Below are 20,426 nucleotides of genomic sequence, written 5' to 3' on the forward strand. Positions count from 1 at the left end.
GATTTGCGCAATGTCGGTCGCGCAGCTTGCAGTCTTGGACACGTCATCCAACCGGACGCTGGCCGAACGTCTGGTCGACCAGCTCGCCGATCGCATCGGCGGCCTCGGCGTCGAGCTCGCCGACATTGCTGGCAATGTCCAGGAGGTCGCCAACCGCGTCACCAACCAGTCGGAGCGGTTCCACCATCTGCAGCAGACGGCGGAGACGATGGTCTCGGCCAATCATGACATCGCCAAGGCCTCGCAGGCGGTGCAGTCGACGGCATCGGCCGCGGTCGGCCAGATTGCGGAGTCGCGTCATGCGGTCGAGACCGCGGTCAGTCATATCGCCGAGCTGGTCGCGGCAGTCGGACGGATCGAGACGCGGCTCGCCGCAGTCGGCTCCGCGCTCACCCAGGTCGCAAAGGTCACCGGCTCGATCGAGGCGATCGCCAAGCAGACCAATCTGCTGGCGCTCAATGCCACCATCGAGGCTGCGCGCGCCGGCACCGCCGGCCGCGGCTTTGCCGTCGTCGCCAGCGAGGTGAAGAGCCTCGCCGAGGCGACCCGCCAGGCGACGCATCAGATCTCCGACACGGTGCGCGATCTCGACGGCCAGATCGGCCGCCTGATCGGCGAGAGCAGCGACGCCTCGCTGCGCGCGAAGAGCGCCGGCGAAGGCGCCCAGCAGATCTCCGGCATCATCATGCGGGTGCAGGAGGGCTTTTCCTCTGTCGGCGAAGAGATCGGCAATGTCGCGCGCGCCGCCACCTCCAATCTCGGCCATTGCGACACCGTGATCGCGGAGCTGAACGAGCTCGCCAAGGGCGTCGACCTGTCCTCGCGCGATCTCAAGCATGCCGACGAGCGGGTGGCGAAGCTGCTCGAGACCTCCGAGGGCCTGATCGCGCTGATCGCCGACAGCGGCGTGGAAACATCGGACGCGCCGCTGATCCGCATCGTGGTCGATACCGCAAAGCAGATCTCCGAGCTGTTCGAGACCGCGATCGCGCGCGGCGAGATCACGCTGGCGCAGCTGATGGATGAGAAGTATCGCGAGATACCGGGCACCGATCCGAAGCAGTATCTGACCGACTACGTCAGCTTCACCGATCGCGTGCTGCCGGCGATCCAGGACCCGCTCCAGAAGAGCGATCCGCGCATCGTGTTCTGCGTCGCCTGGGCCAGGGGCGGCTACCTGCCGACCCACAATCCGGACTACCGCCAGCCGCAGGGTCCGGACCCGGTCTGGAACAACGCCAACTGCCGCAACCGCCGCCTGTTCAGCGACCGCGCGGTGAAGAAGGTCGCGGCGAACACAAAACCGTTCCTGCTGCAGACCTATCGCCGCGACATGGGCGGCGGCAATTTCGTGCTGATGAAGGACGCCTCCGCCCCGATCTTCGTGCAGGGCCGCCATTGGGGCGCGTTCCGGATGGGCTTTCGCCAGAGCTAGGCGCGCCCCCGCCGGCTTGGGGGCACGACGACCCAAACTCGAAAAACAACCCCATGCAAAGTAGCCATGCCGGGCAACCGGCGGTATTATTCTACTATTCCGAAGCGTGGACGGGCTACAGGTGGTCTGCGTCTCCTTCCCCTTGCAAGGGGGAAGGTCGGGATGGGGGGTCGGCCACAGGCACAACCGCGTATGGAGAGAGCAGATCCCACCCGCTTTGCTCTGGCGAGCAAAGCGACCTCCCCTTTTCAAGGGGAGGTGAACTCTACGTCCAGAACGCGGGCACGGCGGGCTCGAGGCGGCCGCCGGCGCGCACCGGGGCGATTCTGACGGCAAGTCCCGTCGCGTCGTCGGTCTCGACCGCGACGCCGCTCAGCGTCGCGACGCCGCCGGCCGGCTCGAAGCGGGCGGAGGGGATGCCGGTGAGGAAGCGCTGCAGCGGCTCCTCCTTCTGCATGCCGATCACGGAATCATAATCGCCAGTCATGCCGGCATCGCTCATATAGGCGGTGCCGCCGGGCAGCACCTGGTGATCGGCGGTCGGCACATGGGTGTGCGTCCCGACCACGAGGCTGACGCGGCCGTCGCAGAAGAAGCCGACGCCCTGCTTCTCGCTGGTCGCCTCGGCGTGGAAATCCAGCACGATGGCGTCGGCGCCCTCGCGCAGGGGACAGGCTTCGAGCTCGCGCTCGATCGCCGCGAACGGATCGTTGTGGGACGGCTCCATGAACACACGCCCGATCGCGTTGATGACCAGCGCACGCTTGCCGTTCTTGGTGTCGACCAGCGCCGAGCCGCGGCCGGGCGAATGGCGCGGAAAATTCAGCGGGCGGATCAGGCGCGGCGCACGCTCGATAAAGACCAGCGCCTCCTTCTGATTCCAGGCATGGTTGCCGAGCGTGATCGCGTCTGCGCCGGCGTCGAGCAGATCCTGGTAGATTGTCTCGGTGATGCCGAAACCGCCGGCGGAATTCTCGCCGTTGACGATGACGAGGTCGAGCGACCAGTCCCTGATCATGCCGGGAAGGTGGTCGGTGATGGCGGTGCGGCCGGTCTTGCCGACGACGTCACCAACGAAGAGAATTCGCAATGCTAGGCACTCCGGAAATCGAACGTCTTGCGCTCCGTTAGCACATAATCCAGCGCGACGTCGTGCGATAGCGCGGGGATCGCCTTGGTTTCCTGCACGGCAAAGGCGACCCCGATCCCGATCACGTGCTTGGTCTTGCGCAGATGCGCGAAACTATAGTCGTAATAGCCGGCGCCATAGCCGATGCGGTGGCCGAGCTTGTCGAACGCCGCGAGCGGCACCAGCATGACGTCCGGATGCACCTCGGCCGCGGCGGTCGACGGCTCGGGGATGCCGAGCAGACCGAGCATCAAGCGGTCATGCGGCGCCCAGGCGCGGAAGGTCAGCGACTGCCCGCGCGCGTTGACGCAGGGCAGCGCGAGCCGCGCGCCCTTCGCTGCAAGCTTGAGCATCAGCGGCTTCGGATCGAGCTCGCTGCGGATCGGTGCATAGCCCGACACGATCATGCCCGGCGTGATCTCGAACGGCGTGCCGCGCCTCGCCAGCGCCTCGGCGGCCGCCGCGCGCTGCTCGTCGCTCAGCGCGTCGCGCTTGGCCAGCGCAAGGGCCCGGAGCTCGGCCTTCGATGGAGATGCATGCATGACCATCTTCCGCTCTCATCATCCGCAACCGGCGGACGATCGGTCTATTCCAGAAAACGCGTGGCTCTAGACGCTTGCAGTCTTGCGGCGACGCCGCGGCGTACTGGACGCTCCGCAGCCGCGGAACTGCACCTCGATCGGACGCCGCTATGCGACGACACGGAATGCTCAAACCACAAACTAAAGCGCGATGAACCCATCGCGCTTTAGAGCGCGAAGCCGCAGAGGCCGTTGGAGCGCTCGATCCCGGAGTTCCCTACGAAAGTAGGTGGGCACCATATGTCCGGGTCCACGGACCCGGCCAGGGACAGTTCCCTAAAGGATCGATAAGGCCCCGGGGATATATGGCTCCTGACGCACGACGCAGCTTCGCTGCGGGCTAATGTAGCGACGAAGCAGTGGTTCCGCCAGCGGCACCTTGTCGTCCCGGCGAAGGCCGGGACCCATAACCACTACTTTTGATTGCTGCGGGCAGTATCGACCGGCACCGTCCAAAATCGATGAGCCGCGGCGTATGGGTCCCGGCCTTCGCCGGGACGACGGGATCACCCGATCGCGATGCCGCCGCCGACGGTGCGGTTGAGCACCTGGGTGGTGCGCTCGATCCGCTCGGCGGCGGCATTGAGCGCGGCGGAGACGGCGGTCTGGGTGGCGCGGGCGCGATCGGCCGCGGCGGTGCGCGCGTTGCGCAGCTGCTCGACCTCTTCCTCGAGGCTGCGGATGCGCGCGGCGGAATCGAGCACCTCGTCGCAGGCGGTCAGCGCCGCCATCACCGTCAGCCGCGCATCGCCGATCTCGCCGAATTTGCCGCGCAGCGATTCGATGCGCTGCTCGAGGTTTTCCGCGAGCTTCAGCAGTCGCACCTCCTGGCCCTCCTCGCAGGCCATCCGGTATTGCCGGCCGTTGATGGTGACGTTGATGTGGCTCATCGCGTCTCTCCGCTCTCCAGCACGGCGCGGATGGTGCCGATCGCCGCATCGAGCCTTTCCGCGATCTCGCGATTGGCGCGCTCGAGCTTGCGCGTCTTCACCAGCGATCCGTCGAGTTCGTCGGCCAATCTCGAGCGATCGGCGCCGAGCGCCTGGATGCGGCTCGCCAGTTCGTTCTCGTCGCGGTCGGCCTCGCGGCGCCGCTCCACCGAATTCTCCAGCGCATCGAGCGCGGCCATCAGCCGCTTGGTCGCCGCGTCGATATCGGCAAGCGGTGCCTCGGTATTGGCAGACCCGTTGGCGGGACGATCACTCATGACACGCGGCGCGGACCCTCTCGGTAAGTGGCCAGAAGCAAGCTGCCGTTCGGCAAAACCGGCGCTTCGGCAAGCGTTTACGGCATGAAATTTACGTGGTGAGCGAGGCAAGCGCAACGCCGCCGCCGAACTATGCACCGAACAATGAAAACCGCCCGTTTCGAGCAACTTTTCCCCGTTTTGAGGCGTTTCATCGCCTTGGACTTGCGGAATTCAGGTGCTAATCCACCCCTCAACCCGTAAGGCCATCCACGCGCGTGTCGCGGCTGCCCGCCCCGATGCGTCCCGCAATCAGCTCCTCATTTCAGGCGGACATTCATCATGACGCAGGTCGATCACACCCGTATGGCCAATGCGATCCGTGGCCTAGCCATGGACGCCGTCGAGAAGGCGAAATCAGGCCATCCCGGGCTGCCGATGGGCGCCGCCGACATCGCCACGGTGCTGTTCACCCAATTCCTGAAATTCGACGCGGCCGATGTCGCCTGGCCCGACCGCGACCGCTTCGTGCTGTCGGCCGGCCACGGCTCGATGCTGCTCTACTCGTTGCTGTACCTCACCGGCAACAAGGACATGACGCTCGACCAGCTCAAGCGTTTCCGCCAGCTCGGATCGCTGACGCCGGGACATCCGGAGAATTTTCACACCAAGGGCATTGAGACCACGACGGGACCGCTCGGTCAGGGCATCGCGACCGCGGTCGGCATGGCGCTGGCCGAGAAGATGCTGGCCGCCGAATTCGGCAAGAAGATCGTCAACCACCACACCTATGTGCTCGCCTCCGACGGCGACCTGATGGAAGGCATCTCGCAGGAAGCGATCGCGCTCGCCGGCCACTGGCGGCTGAACAAGATGATCGTGCTGTATGACGACAACGGCATCTCGATCGACGGCCCGACCTCGATCTCGGATTCCGTCGACCAGGTGAAGCGCTTCAAGTCGGCCGGCTGGGCCGCCGAGCTGATCGACGGCCACGATCCGGTAGCGATCGCGGCAGCGATTACCCGCGCGCAGAAATCGAGCAAGCCGTCGATGATCGCCTGCAAGACCACGATCGGTTACGGCGCACCGCACAAGGCCGGCACCGCCAAGGCGCATGGCGAAGCGCTCGGCGCCGACGAATTGAAGGCCGCCAAGGAAAATCTCGGCATCTCGCTTGAGCCGTTCTCGGTGCCCGACGACGTGCTGAAGGCCTGGCGCGAGGCGGGGGCCCGCGGCGCCGCCGCGCGCAAGGCGTGGGAGGAGCAGTTCAATCAGCTCGGCAGCCGCAAGCGCGCCGAGTTCGAGCGCCGCCTGCGCCACGAGCGGCCACAGTCGCTGGCGAAGGCGCTGCGCGCGCACAAGAAGTCGCTGCTGGAAAATCCGCTCAACGTCGCGACCCGCAAATCCTCGGAAGCCGCGATCGAGGCGATTGCCGCGGCGATGCCGATGGAGTTCGTCGCCGGCTCCGCCGACCTCACCGGCTCCAACAACAACAAGGCGAAGTCGGCGACAGCGTTCGGCGCCAAGACGCCGAAGGGCCGCTTCATCCATTACGGCATCCGCGAGCACGGCATGGCCGCGTGCCTCAACGGCATCTTCCTGCATGGCGGCTTCGCGCCGAACGGCGCCACCTTCCTGGTGTTCACCGACTACGCGCGCGGCGCGATGCGGCTGTCGGCACTGATGGGCGCCGGGGTGGTCTATGTCATGACCCACGACTCGATCGGCCTCGGCGAGGACGGCCCGACGCACCAGCCGGTCGAGCACCTCTCGGCGCTGCGCGCGATGCCCAACATGCGCGTGTTCCGGCCCTGCGACGCGGTCGAGACCGCCGAGTGCTGGGAACTCGCGCTCAACCGCATCGACGGCCCGACGGTGCTGGCGCTGACCCGCCAGAACCTGCCGCAGCTCCGCACCACGGCGCCGAACGACAACCCGTGCAGCCACGGCGCCTACGAGCTGGTCGCGGCACAGGGTGACGCAAAAGTGTCATTGTTCGCCTCCGGTTCCGAGGTCGAGGTCGCGGTCGCGGCGCAGAAGCAACTCGCCGAGCGCGGCATCGCGACGCGGGTGGTCTCCGTCCCATCGCTGGAATTGCTGCTGCAACAGCCGCCCGAGCGGCAGAACGCCATCATCGGCAAGGCGCCGGTCAAGATCGCGATCGAGGCCGCGGTGCGCTGGGGCTGGGACGCGGTGATCGGCCACGACGGCGAATTCATCGGCATGCACGGCTTCGGCGCCAGCGCTCCGGCCAAGGACCTTTTCAAGCATTTCGGCATTACTGCCGAGGCGGTGGTCAACGCCGCGCTGAAACGCGTCTGACGCTGACCAGACACCCGCCGGCCAAGGTTGAGCTTGTCACAAAAAAAGGTTACCTAAGCTCCATCTTTTCCGTCCGCGCCCGGCCGAACCGGGCGTTCCGCCGTAAAAACCTCGTGGGACAGCCTCCCGCGGGGCTGGCACCAGCTTTAGAGGAGAGAAGAGCATGGCAATCCGCGTCGCGATCAACGGATTTGGCCGCATCGGCCGCAACATCCTGCGCGCCATCGCCGAGTCCGGCCGCAAGGACATCGAGGTGGTCGGCATCAACGACCTCGGCCCGGTCGAGACCAACGCCCACCTGCTGCGCTTCGACTCCGTGCATGGCCGCTTCCCGGGCACCGTGACCGTCGACGGCGACTCGATCAGTCTCGGCGCCGGCAAGATCAAGGTGTCGGCCGAGCGCGATCCCTCCAAGCTGCCGTGGAAGGAACTCGGCGTCGACGTCGCGCTGGAATGCACCGGCATCTTCACCTCCAAGGACAAGGCCTCCGCGCATCTGACCGCCGGCGCCAAGCGCGTGCTGGTCTCGGCTCCGGCCGACGGCGCCGACGCGACCATCGTCTACGGCGTCAACCACGACACGCTGACCAAGGATCACATGGTGGTCTCGAACGGCTCGTGCACCACCAACTGCCTGGCGCCGGTCGCCAAGGTGCTGAACGACACCGTCGGCATCGAGACCGGCTTCATGACCACGATTCACGCCTATACCGGCGACCAGCCGACGCTCGATACGTTGCACAAGGATCTCTACCGCGGCCGCGCCGCGGCGATGTCGATGATCCCGACCTCGACCGGCGCCGCCAAGGCGATCGGCCTCGTGCTGCCGGAGTTGAAGGGCAAGCTCGACGGCGTCTCGGTTCGCGTGCCGACCCCGAACGTCTCGGTGATCGACCTCAAGATCGTCGCCAAGCGCGAGACCAACGCCAAGGAGATCAACGAGGCGATGAAGCGCGCCTCCGAGCAGCAGCTCAAGGGCATCCTCGGCTACACCGATCAGCCCAACGTCTCGATCGACTTCAACCACGATCCGCACTCGTCGACCTTCCACATGGACCAGACCAAGGTGCAGAACGGCAACTTCGTGCGCGTGATGTCCTGGTACGACAACGAGTGGGGCTTCTCGAACCGCATGGCCGACACCGCCGTCGCGATCGGCAAGCTGGTTTAAAGCCGACTCGCGTCCCGGACGCGGTGCGGCGTGTCTTCACGTCGCGCCGCAGTGCCGGGACCCATGCCACCGCGGGACCCGTGCGTGGGTCCCGGTTCTGCAGCGCACCCCTTGCGCTGCGCAGCGCGCCCGGGACAAGGGACCCCCGCATGACAAAATCATTCCGCACCCTCGACGACGTCGACGTGAAGGGCAAGCGCGTGCTGCTGCGCGTCGACCTCAACGTGCCCATGGAAAACGGCCGCGTCACCGACGCCACCAGGCTCGAGCGCGTCGCTCCAACCATCACCGAAATCTCCGGCAAGGGCGGCAAGGTGATCCTGCTCGCCCATTTCGGCCGGCCCAAGGGCCGCGATCCCAAGGAGTCGCTGAAACCGGTCGCCGAGGAGCTGTCGAGGGTGATCAAGCGCCCGGTCGCCTTCGCCGACGATTGCATCGGCGACGTCGCGGCCAAGGCGGTCGGCGCCATGAAGGATGGCGACATCCTGTGCCTGGAAAACACGCGTTTCCATAAGGAAGAAGAGAAGAACGACGCCGGCTTCGTCGCCGAGCTGGCCAAACTCGGCGACATCTGGGTCAACGACGCGTTCTCCGCCGCGCACCGCGCCCATGCCACGACTGAAGGCCTCGGCCACAAGCTGCCGGCCTATGCCGGCCGCACCATGCAGGCCGAGCTCGACGCGCTCGGCAAGGCGCTGGATGCGCCGACCAAGCCGGTGATCGCGATCGTCGGCGGCGCCAAGGTGTCGACCAAGATCGATCTGCTGGAAAACCTGGTGAGCAAGGTCGACGCGCTGGTAATCGGCGGCGGTATGGCCAACACCTTCCTGCACGCGCAGGGCGTCGCGATCGGCAAGTCGCTGGCCGAGAAGGACCTCGCAGCCACCGCGCTGCGCATCCTCGACAAGGCCAACGCCGCGAACTGCGCGATCATCCTCCCCGTCGACGCCGTGGTCGCCAATCAATTCGCGGCCAACGCGCCCTCGCATGCCTACGGCCTCGACGCGATTCCCGCCGACGGCATGATCCTCGACGTCGGCCCGCAGTCGATCGCACGCATCCATGCCGCGATCGACGATGCGGCGACGCTGGTCTGGAACGGCCCGCTCGGCGCCTTCGAGCTGACGCCGTTCGACCGCGGCACCGTGGTGTCGGCCAAGCACGCCGCGGAGCGCACCAGGGCGAAAAAGCTGATCTCGGTCGCCGGCGGCGGCGACACCGTCGCGGCGCTGAACCAGGCCGGCGTCGGCGGCGAGTTCACCTACGTCTCGACCGCGGGCGGCGCGTTTCTTGAATGGATGGAAGGCAAGCCGCTGCCCGGCGTCGAAGTTCTGAAGCGGGGCTGACCGATCGCATCGCGCGAAAGCGCTGCAAATACAGGGAGAAACTGAATGGCTCGCATTACGTTGCGGCAACTGCTCGACCACGCGGCCGAGCACGATTACGGCGTACCTGCCTTCAATATCAACAATATGGAGCAGGCGCTGTCGATCATGGCCGCCGCCTCCGAGGTCGATGCCCCCGTCATCATCCAGGCCTCGCGCGGCGCGCGCTCCTACGCCAATGACGTCATGCTCAAGCACATGATGGACGCCGTCACCGAGATCTATCCGCAGATCCCGGTCTGCGTGCATCTCGACCACGGCAACGAGCCGGCGACCTGCATGACCGCGATCCAGGCCGGCTTCACCTCGGTCATGATGGACGGCTCGCTGAAGGCCGACGGCAAGACCCCGGGCGACTGGGACTACAATGTCGGTGTCACCAAGACCGTGACCACCATGGCGCATCTCGGCGGCATCTCGGTCGAAGGCGAACTCGGCGTGCTCGGCTCGCTCGAGACCGGCATGGGCGACAAGGAAGACGGCCACGGCGCCGAGGGCAAGCTGTCGCATGACCAGTTGCTGACCAATCCCGACGAGGCCGTGAAGTTCGTCAAGGAGACCAAGGTCGACGCGCTGGCGATCGCGATGGGCACCTCGCACGGCGCCTACAAGTTCACCCGCAAGCCGGACGGCGACATCCTCGCCATGAACGTGATCGAGGAGATCCACCGCAAGCTGCCGAACACGCATCTGGTCATGCACGGCTCCTCGTCGGTGCCGCAGGACCTTCAGGACATCATCAACGCCAATGGCGGCAAGATGAAGCCGACCTGGGGCGTGCCAGTCGCCGAGATCCAGCGCGGCATCAAGAACGGCGTGCGCAAGATCAACATCGACACCGATAACCGGATGGCGATGACCGGCCAGATCCGGAAAGTGCTGAAGGACAATCCGGAGGAGTTCGATCCGCGCAAGTACCTGAAGCCGGCGATGGAGGCGATGACCAGGCTCTGCAAGCAGCGCCTGCAGGAGTTCAACACCGCGGGCCAGGCCAGCAAGATCAAGCGGGTGCTGACCACCGCCGAGATGGCCAAGCGCTACGCCGCGGGTGAGCTCGATCCGAAGATCGCGTGATGTATCCTTCCCTTTCCAAGCGGCAGGGCAATCACATATGGGGATTGGATTGATGTAGGCATTGGCGGTGGGCTCCCTCTCCCGCTTGCGGGGGTGGGGGGTGTCTCCGCATTGCGAATCCCACCATGGACATACCCCCACCCGCCACGCATCTCACGATGCGCGTCGGCCTCCCCCGCAAGCGGGAGAGGCGAAGTGAGCCAGCCGATAGCCTCGCGCGCCTGATATGCGATAGCCGTGCCGCAAGCGGGGCGAGGTGCGACCTCCTGGCCGCGACCAACGTTTTCTAGGCAATTGCCCGAGAACCGCCTATTTTGGTTTGCAAAGGCAATTCGCTCTGGAGGACGCCAAATGAACCTCGCTGACCTCAACAAAGTTGCGCTCGCCATGGTGACCCCGGGCAAGGGCATCCTCGCCGCCGACGAATCCTCCGGCACCATCAAGAAGCGGTTCGACGCCATCAACGTCGATTCGACCGAGGACAATCGCCGCGACTATCGCGAGATGCTGTTCCGCTCGCAGGAGGCGATGAGCAAGTACATCTCCGGCGTCATCCTCTATGACGAGACGATCTGGCAGAATGCCAAGGACGGCACGCCGCTGGTCAAGCTGATCGAGCAGGCCGGCGCCATTCCGGGCATCAAGGTCGACGAAGGCACGCAGCCGCTACCGAATTGCCCGGGTGAACTCGTCACCGTCGGCCTCGACAGGCTCGCCGAGCGGCTGAAGAAATATTACGAGCGCGGTGCGCGCTTTGCGAAATGGCGTGCGGTGATCGATATCGGCTCGGGCGCTGGCGGCCGCGGCATTCCGACCATGACCGCGATCCGCGTCAACGCGCACGCGCTGGCGCGCTACGCCGCGCTGTGCCAGGCCGCACAGATCGTGCCGATCGTCGAGCCTGAAGTGCTGATGGACGGCGACCACGACATCGACCGCTGCTACGAGGTGACGCAGCGGGTGCTGAACCGCACCTTCCAGGAATTGCGGGTGCAGCGCGTCGCGCTGGAAGGCATGATCCTTAAGCCGAACATGGCCATATCTGGCAAGAAGTGCCCGAAGCAGGCGTCAGTGCAGGAAGTCGCCGAGAAGACCGTGCGCCTGCTCAAGAGCTGCGTGCCGGCCGCGGTCCCCGGCATCGCCTTCCTCTCCGGCGGACAGAGCGACGAGGAGGCCACCGCGCATCTCGACGCCATGAACAAGATCGGCAATCTGCCCTGGAAGCTGACCTTCTCCTACGGCCGCGCGCTGCAGGCGGCGCCGCAGAGGGCGTGGTCGGGCAAGGCCGACAACGTGCCTGCGGGCCAGCGCGCCTTCGCGCATCGCGCCAAGATGAACAGCCTCGCGAGCACCGGCCACTGGGACGCCGCGCTCGAGAAACAGGCGGCATAATTGGCCACCAAGCCCGTTCCGCCGCGGCCCGTCCCGCGCCTCTATCTCGCGACGCCGCTGGTCGAGGAGCCCGCGCAGCTCGCCGCCGAGCTCCCGGATCTGCTCGCCGCGGCCGACGTCGCCGCGGTGCTGGTGCGGCTCGCCGAAACCGATCCGCGCAGCATGATCACCCGCGTCAAGGCGCTGGCGCCTGCAGTTCAGAACGCGGGCGCGGCGCTCCTGATCGACGGCCATCCCGACATCGTCGCCCGCGCCGGCGCCGACGGCGCGCATCTGACCGGCGTTGCCGCGATGGAGGACGCCCTGCCCTCGCTGAAGCCGGACCGCATCGCCGGTGTCGGCGGGCTGGCGACCCGCCACGATTCGATGGCGGCGGGCGAAGCCGGCGCCGACTACGTGCTGTTCGGCGAACCTGATGCCAAGGGACAGCGGCCGTCGGTCGAGGCGATCGCCGAGCGGCTGGGATGGTGGGACGAATTGTTCGAGCCGCCCTGCGTGGGCTTCGCCGCCTCGCGCGCAGAGGCCGAGGAATTCGCCGCCGCGGGCGCGGATTTCGTCCTGGTCGGAGATGCCATCTGGGCCGATCCGCGCGGCGCCAAGGCGGCGCTGATCGAGATCGGCGAGGCGATCGCGCAAGCGCATGCCAGCACGTTCGGGAAGGCCAAGGCCGAGGGATGACTGAAGGATGACGCCGGAATGAAGCACCTGCGTCCGATAGGTGTTGCGCTCGGCTGCACGATGCTGGCAGGCGGCGCGATGGCGCAGCTGTCGATCACGCCGCCGGCACAGACGCCGCCGGCTAAGAAGGAGGCGCCCAAGGAGAGCAAGCCGAAGGTGCATTCGCCGGTCGCCAAGAAGCCCGCGCCGAAGCCGGCCGCCGCGGCGACGCCCACCCCGACGCCTTCGCCCACGCCGACCCAGACGGTCGACGATCCCAATGTCGACCTGGTCTACGGCGCCTATCAGCGCGGCATGTACAAGACCGCGTTCGACCTCGCGACCGCGCGGGCACAGAACAACAACGACCCCAAGGCGATGACCATGCTGGGCGAGCTCTATGCCAACGGGCTCGGCGTCAAGCGCGATTACGTCAAGGCCGACGGCTGGTACAAGCGCGCCGTCGACGGCGGCGACCGCGAGGCGATGTTCGCGCTCGCGATGATGAAGATCGCCGGCCGCGGCGGCCCGGTCGACAAGGATACCGCGGTCAAGCTGCTGGCGTCGGCGGCCAAGCTCGGCGAGCCCAAGGCGGCCTATAATCTCGCGCTGCTGTATCTCGACGGCCAGACCCTGCCGCAGGACCTCAGGCGCTCGGCCGAGCTGCTGCGCATGGCCGCCGATGCCGGCAGCCCCGAGGCGCAATACGCGCTCGCGACCTTCTACAAGGAAGGCACCGGGGTGCCGAAGGACCTCGAAAAGGCGGTGCGGCTGCTGCAGGCGGCGTCGCTGGCCGACAATGTCGACGCCGAGGTCGAATACGCCATCGCCCTCTACAACGGCACCGGCACGCCGCGGAACGTGCCGGCGGCGGTGGCATTGCTGCGCAAGGCGGCCCGGCAGAACAGCCCGATCGCACAGAACCGGCTCGCCCGTGTGCTGGCGACCGGCCAGGGCGCGCCGGTCGACAAGGTCGAGGCCCTGAAATGGCACACCGTGGCCAAGACCGGCGGCAAGGGCGATCCGGATCTCGACGACATCCTCGCCGACATGAGCCCGGACGACCGCGCCAAGGCCGAGGCAGCTGCCCGGAAATGGATCGGCCGCAACGCCAAATGACGCCTTGACGGCGCCTGCTTCAGAGGGCACCCAGTCCGGAAACCTCGGACAGCCTCGCCGCTCTATTTTTGCCCGTCATCCTGAGGTGCGAGCGGAGCGAGCCTCGAAGGATGATCGGCCACAGACCAGGCCGTCGATCCTTCGAGACGCGCGTTCCGCGCTCCTCCCGAGGCAACGGCAAAGCCGTTGCTCCGGGGATGACGGGCAGAAACTTCCTGCGCTGCCAGCGCCGAGATCCAACATTCTCGAGTCAAGTACACATCATGCTCTACTCCGCCCTCATCAATGTCATGGTCAAGGCCGCGCGGCGGGCCGGCCGCAGCCTCAAGCGCGATCTCGGCGAGATCGAGCACCTCCAGGTGTCGCTGAAGGGGCCGGCGAATTTCGTCTCGCTGGCCGACAAGCGCGCCGAGGAGATGCTCTACGCCGACCTCGAGAAGGCGCGGCCCGGCTACGGTTTTCACGGCGAGGAAGGCGGGCATCGGGAAGGCTCCGACAAGAGCCACACCTGGATCGTCGATCCGCTCGACGGCACCACCAACTTCCTGCACGGCATCCCGCAATTCGCGATCTCGATCGGGCTGGCGCGCGAGGGCACCGTGATCGCGGGTGTGATCTACAATCCGGCCAATGACGAGCTCTACATCGCCGAGCGCGGCAAGGGCGCGTTCCTCAACGACCAGCGGCTGCGGGTCGCTGGCCGCCGCCAGCTCAACGAATGCGTGATCGCCTGCGGCCTGCCGCATATCGGCCGCGGCAACCACCAGCTGGCGCTGCAGGAGATGGCCGCGCTGCAGAGCAAGGTCGCGGGCTTCCGCCGCTTCGGCGCCGCCTCGCTCGACCTCGCGTTCGTCGCCGCCGGCCGCCTCGACGGCTACTGGGAGCGCAACCTGCAACCCTGGGACATCGCAGCCGGCCAGATCATGGTCAAGGAAGCCGGCGGCACCGTCTCCGGCATCCAGGGCAATGACGACCCGCTGCAGACCGGCCACGTCGTCTGCGGCAACGAATTCGTGCACGGCGAACTGATCAGGATCTTGCGGCCGCTCGGGCAGTAGTGCAACGCCGCGATCTGCGGCGGCTAATCGTCGTCCTCGTCGCGAAATTCGCCGGCGAGGGTCAGGCCCTCGATGATGGTGGCGCCTTTCGTCTTGATCACCCGGCGCAGCGGGACCGAACTCTCGCTGCGCAACGCCTCCATCAAGTGCTCCGAATGGGTGACGATCCAGACATCGGCGCGGCGCGACGCCTTGACGATCAGCCGCGCCAACGGCGCCAGCAAGGATGGATGCAGGCTGGTCTCGGGCTCGTTCAGCGCAATGAACGGCGGCAGCCGGTAGCCCATGAACACGGCGAGCAAGCAGATATATTTCAGCGTCCCATCGGATAGTTCGTGCGCCTTGAACGGACGCGGCATATCGGCAAGCTGCAGATCGAACTCGCAGGCACCATTTCGTTGCCATGCCCGGAGCTCGGCACCCGGGAACGCATCCTCGACCGCATCCTGCATATCCTCGGCATCCTGGCGGATGGCGTAGAGCGTTGCCAGGGCGGCAGCCAGATCGCTGCCGTCGGCGCTCAGCGAGGGCGTTGTGATCGCAAGACAGGGCTTGCGGATCGGTGACGCCTGATCGGTGCGGAAATCGTGATAGAAACGCCAGCTCTGCAGCGCGTTTCTGATCAGGTCCACTTCGGGACACGTCTTGCCGTCGAGGAAACCGGCGAGCGCGGTTTCCGACGGCAGCACCGCATTCTTGTGCTCACTCCAGGCGCCGCTCTCGCCGCGGACGCTGACATGCGAATTCGTCCGCTCCATCAGCAGGACCTTGCGTTTGCCGTGCGTCGCCTCGATGCGCTCGGACTTGATCATCGGCTCGCCGGGAAATGCCGCCTCAAGCGGGCCCGGATGTCCGAGCTCGATGAAGTACCTGATGTTGTCGATTTTGGCCGCCAATCGCAGCCGTCCATCCTCGCCGCGCTTGCGCAGGCCGGACCAGCAGACCGAGTTCAATCCGCCTTCGTCGGCGATCGTGCGCGTGATCCGGCCGGTCGCCGCGTCGCGCAACAGCGACAGGGATTTGTAGAGGTTCGATTTGCCGACACCATTCTCGCCGACGAAGACGGACAGCGGCTGAACGGGCATGAAGAGCCGCCGGATCGAGCGATAATTCGAAATCTCAATTTCGCTCGGGCCCATTGCACGCTCTCATTCCTCGGGTTGCCCGCCGGGTTCTCGTTCAATCCAGAGGTGCAATCTGGATTGGCCGGCTCGCGAAAGCAAGCCGGAAGCGGCGCTGGGGTCCGAATTGAACAGCGCCGATCTCGAACGCCGGTGCGCGCCTCTAAAGCGCGATGAGGTTTGGTTGAATCGTCATCGCGCTTTAGCTCTTGTTTGAGCATGATCTTCTCGGAAAACCGCTTCGCACTTTTCCGGATCATGCTCAGTGCGCGCCCTTGGCCGGCGCGGGCGGGCCGTGTGCTTCGACCGTCTCCGCCGCCTTCTCGCGGTCGCCGGCGAGCACGCGTTGGACGCTGACGAAGAAGACCGGCACCAGCAGCAGCGCGAGGATTACGACGGCGATCATGCCGCCCATCACCGAGGTGCCGAGCGCCTGCTGGCTGGCGCCGCCGGCGCCGGTCGCGATCGCCATCGGCAGCACGCCGCAGACGAAGGCGAGACCGGTCATCAGGATCGGGCGGAAGCGCAGACTGCACGCCTCCACCGTCGCCTCGACCAGCGGCTTGCCCTGCGCGCGCAGATCCTTGGCGAACTCGATGATCAGGATCGCGTCCTTGGCGGCAAGGCCGATGATGGTGATCAGGCCGACGGTGAAATAGACGTCGTTGGACAGCCCGCGCATCGTCGCCGCCACCACCGCGCCGAGAATGCCAAGCGGAATCGTCAGCAGTACCGCGAGCGGAATGGTCCAGCTCTCATAGAGCGCGGCGAGCAGGAGGAACACCACCAGCACCGACAGCGCGAGCAGGAACGGCGCCTGCGAACCGGACAGCTTCTCCTGCAGCGACTGGCCGGTCCACTCATAGCCGAAGCCGCGCGGCAGCTTGTCGGCGAGCCGCTCCATCTCGGCGATCGCATCGCCCGAGGTGAAGCCCGGCCGCGCCTCGCCGGAGATGCGCACCGCCGGATAGTAGTTGAAGCCCGCAATCTGAGTCGGCCCCTTGGTCCACTCGATGGTGGCGAAGGCCGAGAACGGCACCAGCTGGCCGCGGCTGTTCTTGACGTTGTAATTGAGGATATCGTCGGCGTTCATGCGGCTGGTCTTGTCGGCCTGCACGATGACGCGCTGCATACGCCCGCGGTTCGGGAAATCGTTGATGTAGTTCGAGCCGAGATTGGTCGAGATCGTCTGGTTGATGTCCTCGAAGGTGACGCCGAACGCGCCCGCCTTCTCGCGGTCGATCATCAGATTGACCTGCGGCGCCGGCGGCAGGCCTTCGACATAGACCTTCTGCAGCACCGGGCTGGCATTGGCTTCGGTCACGAGGCGGTCGGACGCCGAGATCAGCGCCGCATAACCCTTCTGGCCGCGGTCCTGCAGGCGGAACGAGAAGCCCGAGGAGTTGCCGAGGTTGTCGATCGGCGGCGGCTGCAGCGCCGAGATCCTGGCGTCGCGGATCGACGACAGATCGCGGTTGATGTCGGCGACGATGGCGGCCGCGGAATCCTTCGGGCCGCGCTCCGACCAGTCCTTCAGGGTGATGAAGGCCTGCGCGGTGTTCATGCCCTGGCCGAGGAAGCTGAAGCCGGTCAGGAACGTGACGTTCTCGATGCCGGCGCGCTCGAGCAAATACTTCTCGACCTTCTCGACCGCCGCCTCGGTGCGCGCGTATGACGACTCCGACGGCGTCTGTACGTCGGTGGTGATGAAGCCCTGGTCGTCGACCGGAAGGAAGCCGCCGGGCAGCCGCACGAAACCCCAGCCGACGGCGACGAACAGCACGGCGTAGATCGCCATCAGGCGGCCGGTGCGCTTCAGCCCACCCTGCACCGTGCGCGTATAGCCGTCGCGGCTCTTGTCGAGCACGCGGTTGAACCAGCCGAACACGCCCCTGCGGGCGTGGCCGTGGCCCTGCTGCACCGGCTTGAGCAAGGTCGCGCACAGCGCCGGCGTCAGCGACAGCGCGAGCAGCGCCGAGAACGCGATCGCCGCCACCATGGTGACCGAGAACTGGCGGTAGATGATGCCGACCGAACCCGGAAAGAACGCCATCGGCACGAACACCGCCATCAGCACCAGGGTGATGCCGATGATGGCGCCGGTGATCTGCGACATCGCCTTCTTGGTCGCTTCCTTCGGCGGCAGGCCCTCCTCGGCCATGATGCGCTCGACGTTCTCGACCACGACGATGGCGTCGTCGACCAGGATGCCGACCGCCAGCACCATGCCGAACATGGTCAGCATGTTGATCGAGAAGCCCGCGATCATCAGCGTGGCGCAGGCGCCGAGCAGCGCCACCGGCACCACGATGGTCGGAATGATGGTGTAGCGGATGTTCTGCAGGAACAGGAACATCACGATGAACACGAGAACCACCGCCTCGACCAGCGTCATAAGGACCTTCTCGATCGAGGCCTTCACGACCGGCGTGATGTTGTAGGGGATCTCGTAGCTGATGTTGGCCGGAAAGAAGCGCGACAGCTCCTTCATCTTGGCCTCGACCGCGCTCGCGGTCGCCAGCGCATTGCCCTTCGGCGACAACAGCACCGACAGACCGGCGGTCGGCTTGCCGTCGAGGCGGGTATTGAACTGATAGCTGAGGCCGCCGACCTCGATCCGCGCGACGTCGCGCAGGCGGACCGTCGAACCGTCGGCATTGGCGCGCAGGATGATCGCGCCGAACTCGTCCGGCGAGGAGAGCTGGCCCTTGACCAGCACCTGCGCGGAGATCTTCTGGCTGTCGGTGCTCGGCTCGGCGCCGATGCTGCCCGAGGCGACCTGGGCGTTCTGCGCCGTGATCGCCTTGTTGACGTCGTCGGCGGACAGGCCGTAGCCGACCAGCTTGGCCGGATCGATCCAGATGCGCAGGCTGCGCTCGGTCGAATACAGCGTGGCGCGGCCGACGCCGGGAATGCGGCGGACCTCGCCCAGCACGTTGCGGATCATGAAGTCGCCGAGACCGACCTCGTCGAGGCTGCCGTCGGTCGAATTCAACGTGATGATCTGCAGCACGGCCGAGGAGGCTTCCTCGACCAGGATGCCCTGCTGGATCACGGCGCGCGGCAGCCGCGCCTCGACGCGCTTGAGGCGGTTCTGCACCTCGACCGAGGCCTGGCTGGTGTCGGTGCCCGGCTTGAAGTTGGCGATGATCTCGACCTGGCCGAGCGAGTCGGAGGTCGATTCGAAGTTCAGGATGTTGGCGGCGCCGTTGAGCTCCTCCTCGATCAGCCGCGTCACGCTGTTGTAGAGGTTTTCCGGCGAGGCGCCGGGATAGCTGGTCGAGATCGAGATCGAGGGCGGCGCGATGATCGGGTATTGCGCGACCGCGAGCAGCGGGATCGAAATCGCGCCGATCAGACAGATGAACAGCGCGACGACCCAGGCGAAGATCGGCCTGTCGATGAAGAAGCTAGGCATCGCGGATCACCGCACCGCGTGCGCGGCTTGCTGCGTATCCGTGGGTGCTGCAGCCGCGTCGATTTCGCGCCAGGCCTGCGGCCGGACCTTGTCGCCCGCGGCGAATTTCTGGAACCCTTCGACGACGACCTTGTCGCCGGCCTTCAGGCCCTCGCTGATGAACCAGTAGCCGCCCTGCAGCGAGCCGGTGCGCACCGGCTGGACCGCGACATGATTGTCGGCCTTGACGATGAACACCTCGCTGCCGCCGCCGCCATTGCGCTGGATCGCCTGCTGCGGCACGGCGATGGCGTCGCTGTCGATGCCCTGCTCGATCAGCACACGGACATACATGCCTGGCAGCAGGATGCGGTTCGGGTTCGGGAACTCGCCGCGCAAGGTGACCTGACCGGTATAGGCGTCGACCTTGGCGTCCGAGAACAGCAGCTTGCCCGGCAGCGGATAGATCGAGCCGTCGTCGAGCACGAGGCGGACCTTCATCGCGTCGGAGGCAATGCGTTCGAGGTCGCCGTTCTCGAAGGCGCGGCGGAGCTGGTTCATCTCGGTGACCGACTGCTGGAAGTCGGCATAGATCGGATCGAGCTGCCGGATGGTCGCGAGGCTGGATGCATCGTTCTGCACGACCAGGGCGCCCTCGGAGACCAGCGCCGCACCGATGGTTCCGTCGATCGGCGCGCGGATGGTGGCGTAGTCGAGGTTGAGCTTGGCACGCGCGACCTCGGCCTCGCGGCCCTGGACGTCGGCCTCGGCCTGCTTCAGCGTCGCGATCGCCTTTTCATTCTCCGCTTCGGGCGCGGCGCGCTGGCTGGTCAGGGTGGAGATGCGGCGGGCCTGCAGCGCGGCCTGCTCCTGCACGGCCTTGGCGCGCGCCAGCGCGGCCTCGGCCGACTGCAGGTCGACTTCGAACGGGCGCGGGTCGATCTGGTACAGGGGATCGCCGACCTTCACCTCGCTGCCCTGGTGGAACATGCGGTTGACGATGATGCCGGAGACGCGCGGACGCACCTCGGACACCCGGGTCGGCGCGATCCGGCCCGGCAGTTCGCGGACCATCGCGCGCGACTGCGGCCTCACGGTGACAACGCTGACGTCGGGCTCGGGTGCTGCTTGTGCGGCGGCGGTCGCGGTGTTCGGCTCATCGCAGCCAGCAAGCAGTGGCGCGATGGCGGCGAGCATCAACGCAATGCATGCCGATTGCGCGCGAAGTCCAGACATCGAGATTGTTGCCCCCTGATCAGGTGTGGACAAAGAAACAGCGGCATCACCACGACGCCGCATTGTTGGTCCGCCAAAAATAAAATGTCGTTGCTGCGACGCAATGCGTTTTTCGGCGGCTCAATGTCACACAAGTCTATCGCACTGAAGTTGCGGCAAC

At 66.2% G+C, this 20,426-nt stretch carries 16 protein-coding genes and 1 other RNA gene; 9 read left to right on the forward strand and 8 right to left on the reverse strand.

Annotation, left to right across the window (positions count from 1 at the left end; all coding sequences use genetic code 11):
• Positions 1-10: 10 nt before the first annotated feature.
• Positions 11-1,435, forward strand: coding sequence for a methyl-accepting chemotaxis protein (locus J6500_RS21185; protein WP_225714626.1), 1,425 nt, complete (start codon positions 11-13; stop codon positions 1,433-1,435).
• A 265-nt stretch (positions 1,436-1,700) separates the two neighbouring features.
• Here J6500_RS21185 and J6500_RS21190 read toward each other — a convergent pair whose 3' ends face one another.
• The 5 genes from J6500_RS21190 to J6500_RS21210 all read right to left on the reverse strand — a co-directional run bounded on the left by J6500_RS21190 (position 1,701) and on the right by J6500_RS21210 (position 4,352).
• On the reverse strand, positions 1,701-2,525 hold the full coding sequence (locus J6500_RS21190; protein ID WP_225714627.1) for a TIGR00282 family metallophosphoesterase: 825 nt from the start codon (positions 2,523-2,525) through the stop codon (positions 1,701-1,703).
• A 2-nt stretch (positions 2,526-2,527) separates the two neighbouring features.
• Entirely contained in the window at positions 2,528-3,106 is a 579-nt protein-coding gene (locus J6500_RS21195) for a 5-formyltetrahydrofolate cyclo-ligase (RefSeq protein ID WP_225714628.1), read from the reverse strand.
• Positions 3,107-3,318: 212 nt separating this feature from the next.
• Positions 3,319-3,479, reverse strand: a non-coding RNA gene (ssrS, locus tag J6500_RS21200) — 6S RNA.
• A gap of 172 nt (positions 3,480-3,651) precedes the next feature.
• Positions 3,652-4,035, reverse strand: a complete 384-nt coding sequence (locus tag J6500_RS21205) for a cell division protein ZapA (RefSeq protein WP_225714629.1) — start codon at positions 4,033-4,035, stop codon at positions 3,652-3,654.
• A complete protein-coding gene (locus J6500_RS21210) occupies positions 4,032-4,352 on the reverse strand; it encodes a DUF4164 domain-containing protein (RefSeq protein ID WP_225714630.1) in 321 nt (106 codons plus the stop codon). The genes J6500_RS21205 and J6500_RS21210 overlap by 4 nt, the downstream gene beginning before the upstream one ends.
• Before the next feature lie 321 nt (positions 4,353-4,673).
• Between J6500_RS21210 and tkt the strand changes: the two genes are divergently transcribed.
• The 8 genes from tkt (at position 4,674) to J6500_RS21250 (ending at position 14,512) form a co-directional block, all read left to right on the forward strand.
• On the forward strand, positions 4,674-6,656 hold the full coding sequence (gene tkt / locus J6500_RS21215) for a transketolase (RefSeq protein WP_225714631.1): 1,983 nt from the start codon (positions 4,674-4,676) through the stop codon (positions 6,654-6,656).
• 163 nt (positions 6,657-6,819) lie between these two features.
• Positions 6,820-7,827 carry a type I glyceraldehyde-3-phosphate dehydrogenase gene (gap, locus tag J6500_RS21220; protein ID WP_225714632.1) on the forward strand — a complete coding sequence of 336 codons (1,008 nt, stop codon included), beginning with the start codon at positions 6,820-6,822 and terminating at the stop codon, positions 7,825-7,827.
• Positions 7,828-7,976: 149 nt separating this feature from the next.
• On the forward strand, positions 7,977-9,173 hold the full coding sequence (locus J6500_RS21225) for a phosphoglycerate kinase (protein WP_225714633.1): 1,197 nt from the start codon (positions 7,977-7,979) through the stop codon (positions 9,171-9,173).
• A gap of 45 nt (positions 9,174-9,218) precedes the next feature.
• Complete coding sequence (gene fba, locus J6500_RS21230; protein WP_225714634.1) at positions 9,219-10,286, forward strand: class II fructose-bisphosphate aldolase; 1,068 nt, start codon at positions 9,219-9,221, stop codon at positions 10,284-10,286.
• Positions 10,287-10,637: 351 nt separating this feature from the next.
• Complete coding sequence (locus J6500_RS21235; protein ID WP_225714635.1) at positions 10,638-11,678, forward strand: class I fructose-bisphosphate aldolase; 1,041 nt, start codon at positions 10,638-10,640, stop codon at positions 11,676-11,678.
• Positions 11,679-12,356 carry a thiamine phosphate synthase gene (locus J6500_RS21240; protein ID WP_225714636.1) on the forward strand — a complete coding sequence of 226 codons (678 nt, stop codon included), beginning with the start codon at positions 11,679-11,681 and terminating at the stop codon, positions 12,354-12,356.
• Positions 12,357-12,374: 18 nt separating this feature from the next.
• On the forward strand, positions 12,375-13,454 hold the full coding sequence (locus J6500_RS21245) for a tetratricopeptide repeat protein (RefSeq protein ID WP_225714637.1): 1,080 nt from the start codon (positions 12,375-12,377) through the stop codon (positions 13,452-13,454).
• Between the two features lie 263 nt (positions 13,455-13,717).
• Positions 13,718-14,512 carry an inositol monophosphatase family protein gene (locus J6500_RS21250; RefSeq protein WP_225714638.1) on the forward strand — a complete coding sequence of 265 codons (795 nt, stop codon included), beginning with the start codon at positions 13,718-13,720 and terminating at the stop codon, positions 14,510-14,512.
• Between the two features lie 23 nt (positions 14,513-14,535).
• Here the strand turns inward: J6500_RS21250 and J6500_RS21255 are convergent, their stop codons facing one another.
• The 3 genes from J6500_RS21255 to J6500_RS21265 form a co-directional block, all read right to left on the reverse strand.
• Positions 14,536-15,651: an AAA family ATPase gene (locus J6500_RS21255; RefSeq protein ID WP_225714639.1), complete on the reverse strand. Its 1,116-nt coding sequence runs from the start codon at positions 15,649-15,651 to the stop codon at positions 14,536-14,538.
• Positions 15,652-15,895: 244 nt separating this feature from the next.
• On the reverse strand, positions 15,896-19,051 hold the full coding sequence (locus J6500_RS21260) for a multidrug efflux RND transporter permease subunit (RefSeq protein ID WP_225714640.1): 3,156 nt from the start codon (positions 19,049-19,051) through the stop codon (positions 15,896-15,898).
• Between the two features lie 6 nt (positions 19,052-19,057).
• The gene (locus J6500_RS21265) at positions 19,058-20,266 is read right to left on the reverse strand and encodes an efflux RND transporter periplasmic adaptor subunit (protein ID WP_225714641.1); all 1,209 of its coding nucleotides are present in this window, start codon (positions 20,264-20,266) and stop codon (positions 19,058-19,060) included.
• Positions 20,267-20,426 lie beyond the last annotated feature (160 nt).

The sequence above is a fragment of the Bradyrhizobium semiaridum genome, assembly GCF_020329505.1.
Taxonomy (GTDB): Bacteria; Pseudomonadota; Alphaproteobacteria; order Rhizobiales; family Xanthobacteraceae; genus Bradyrhizobium; species Bradyrhizobium semiaridum.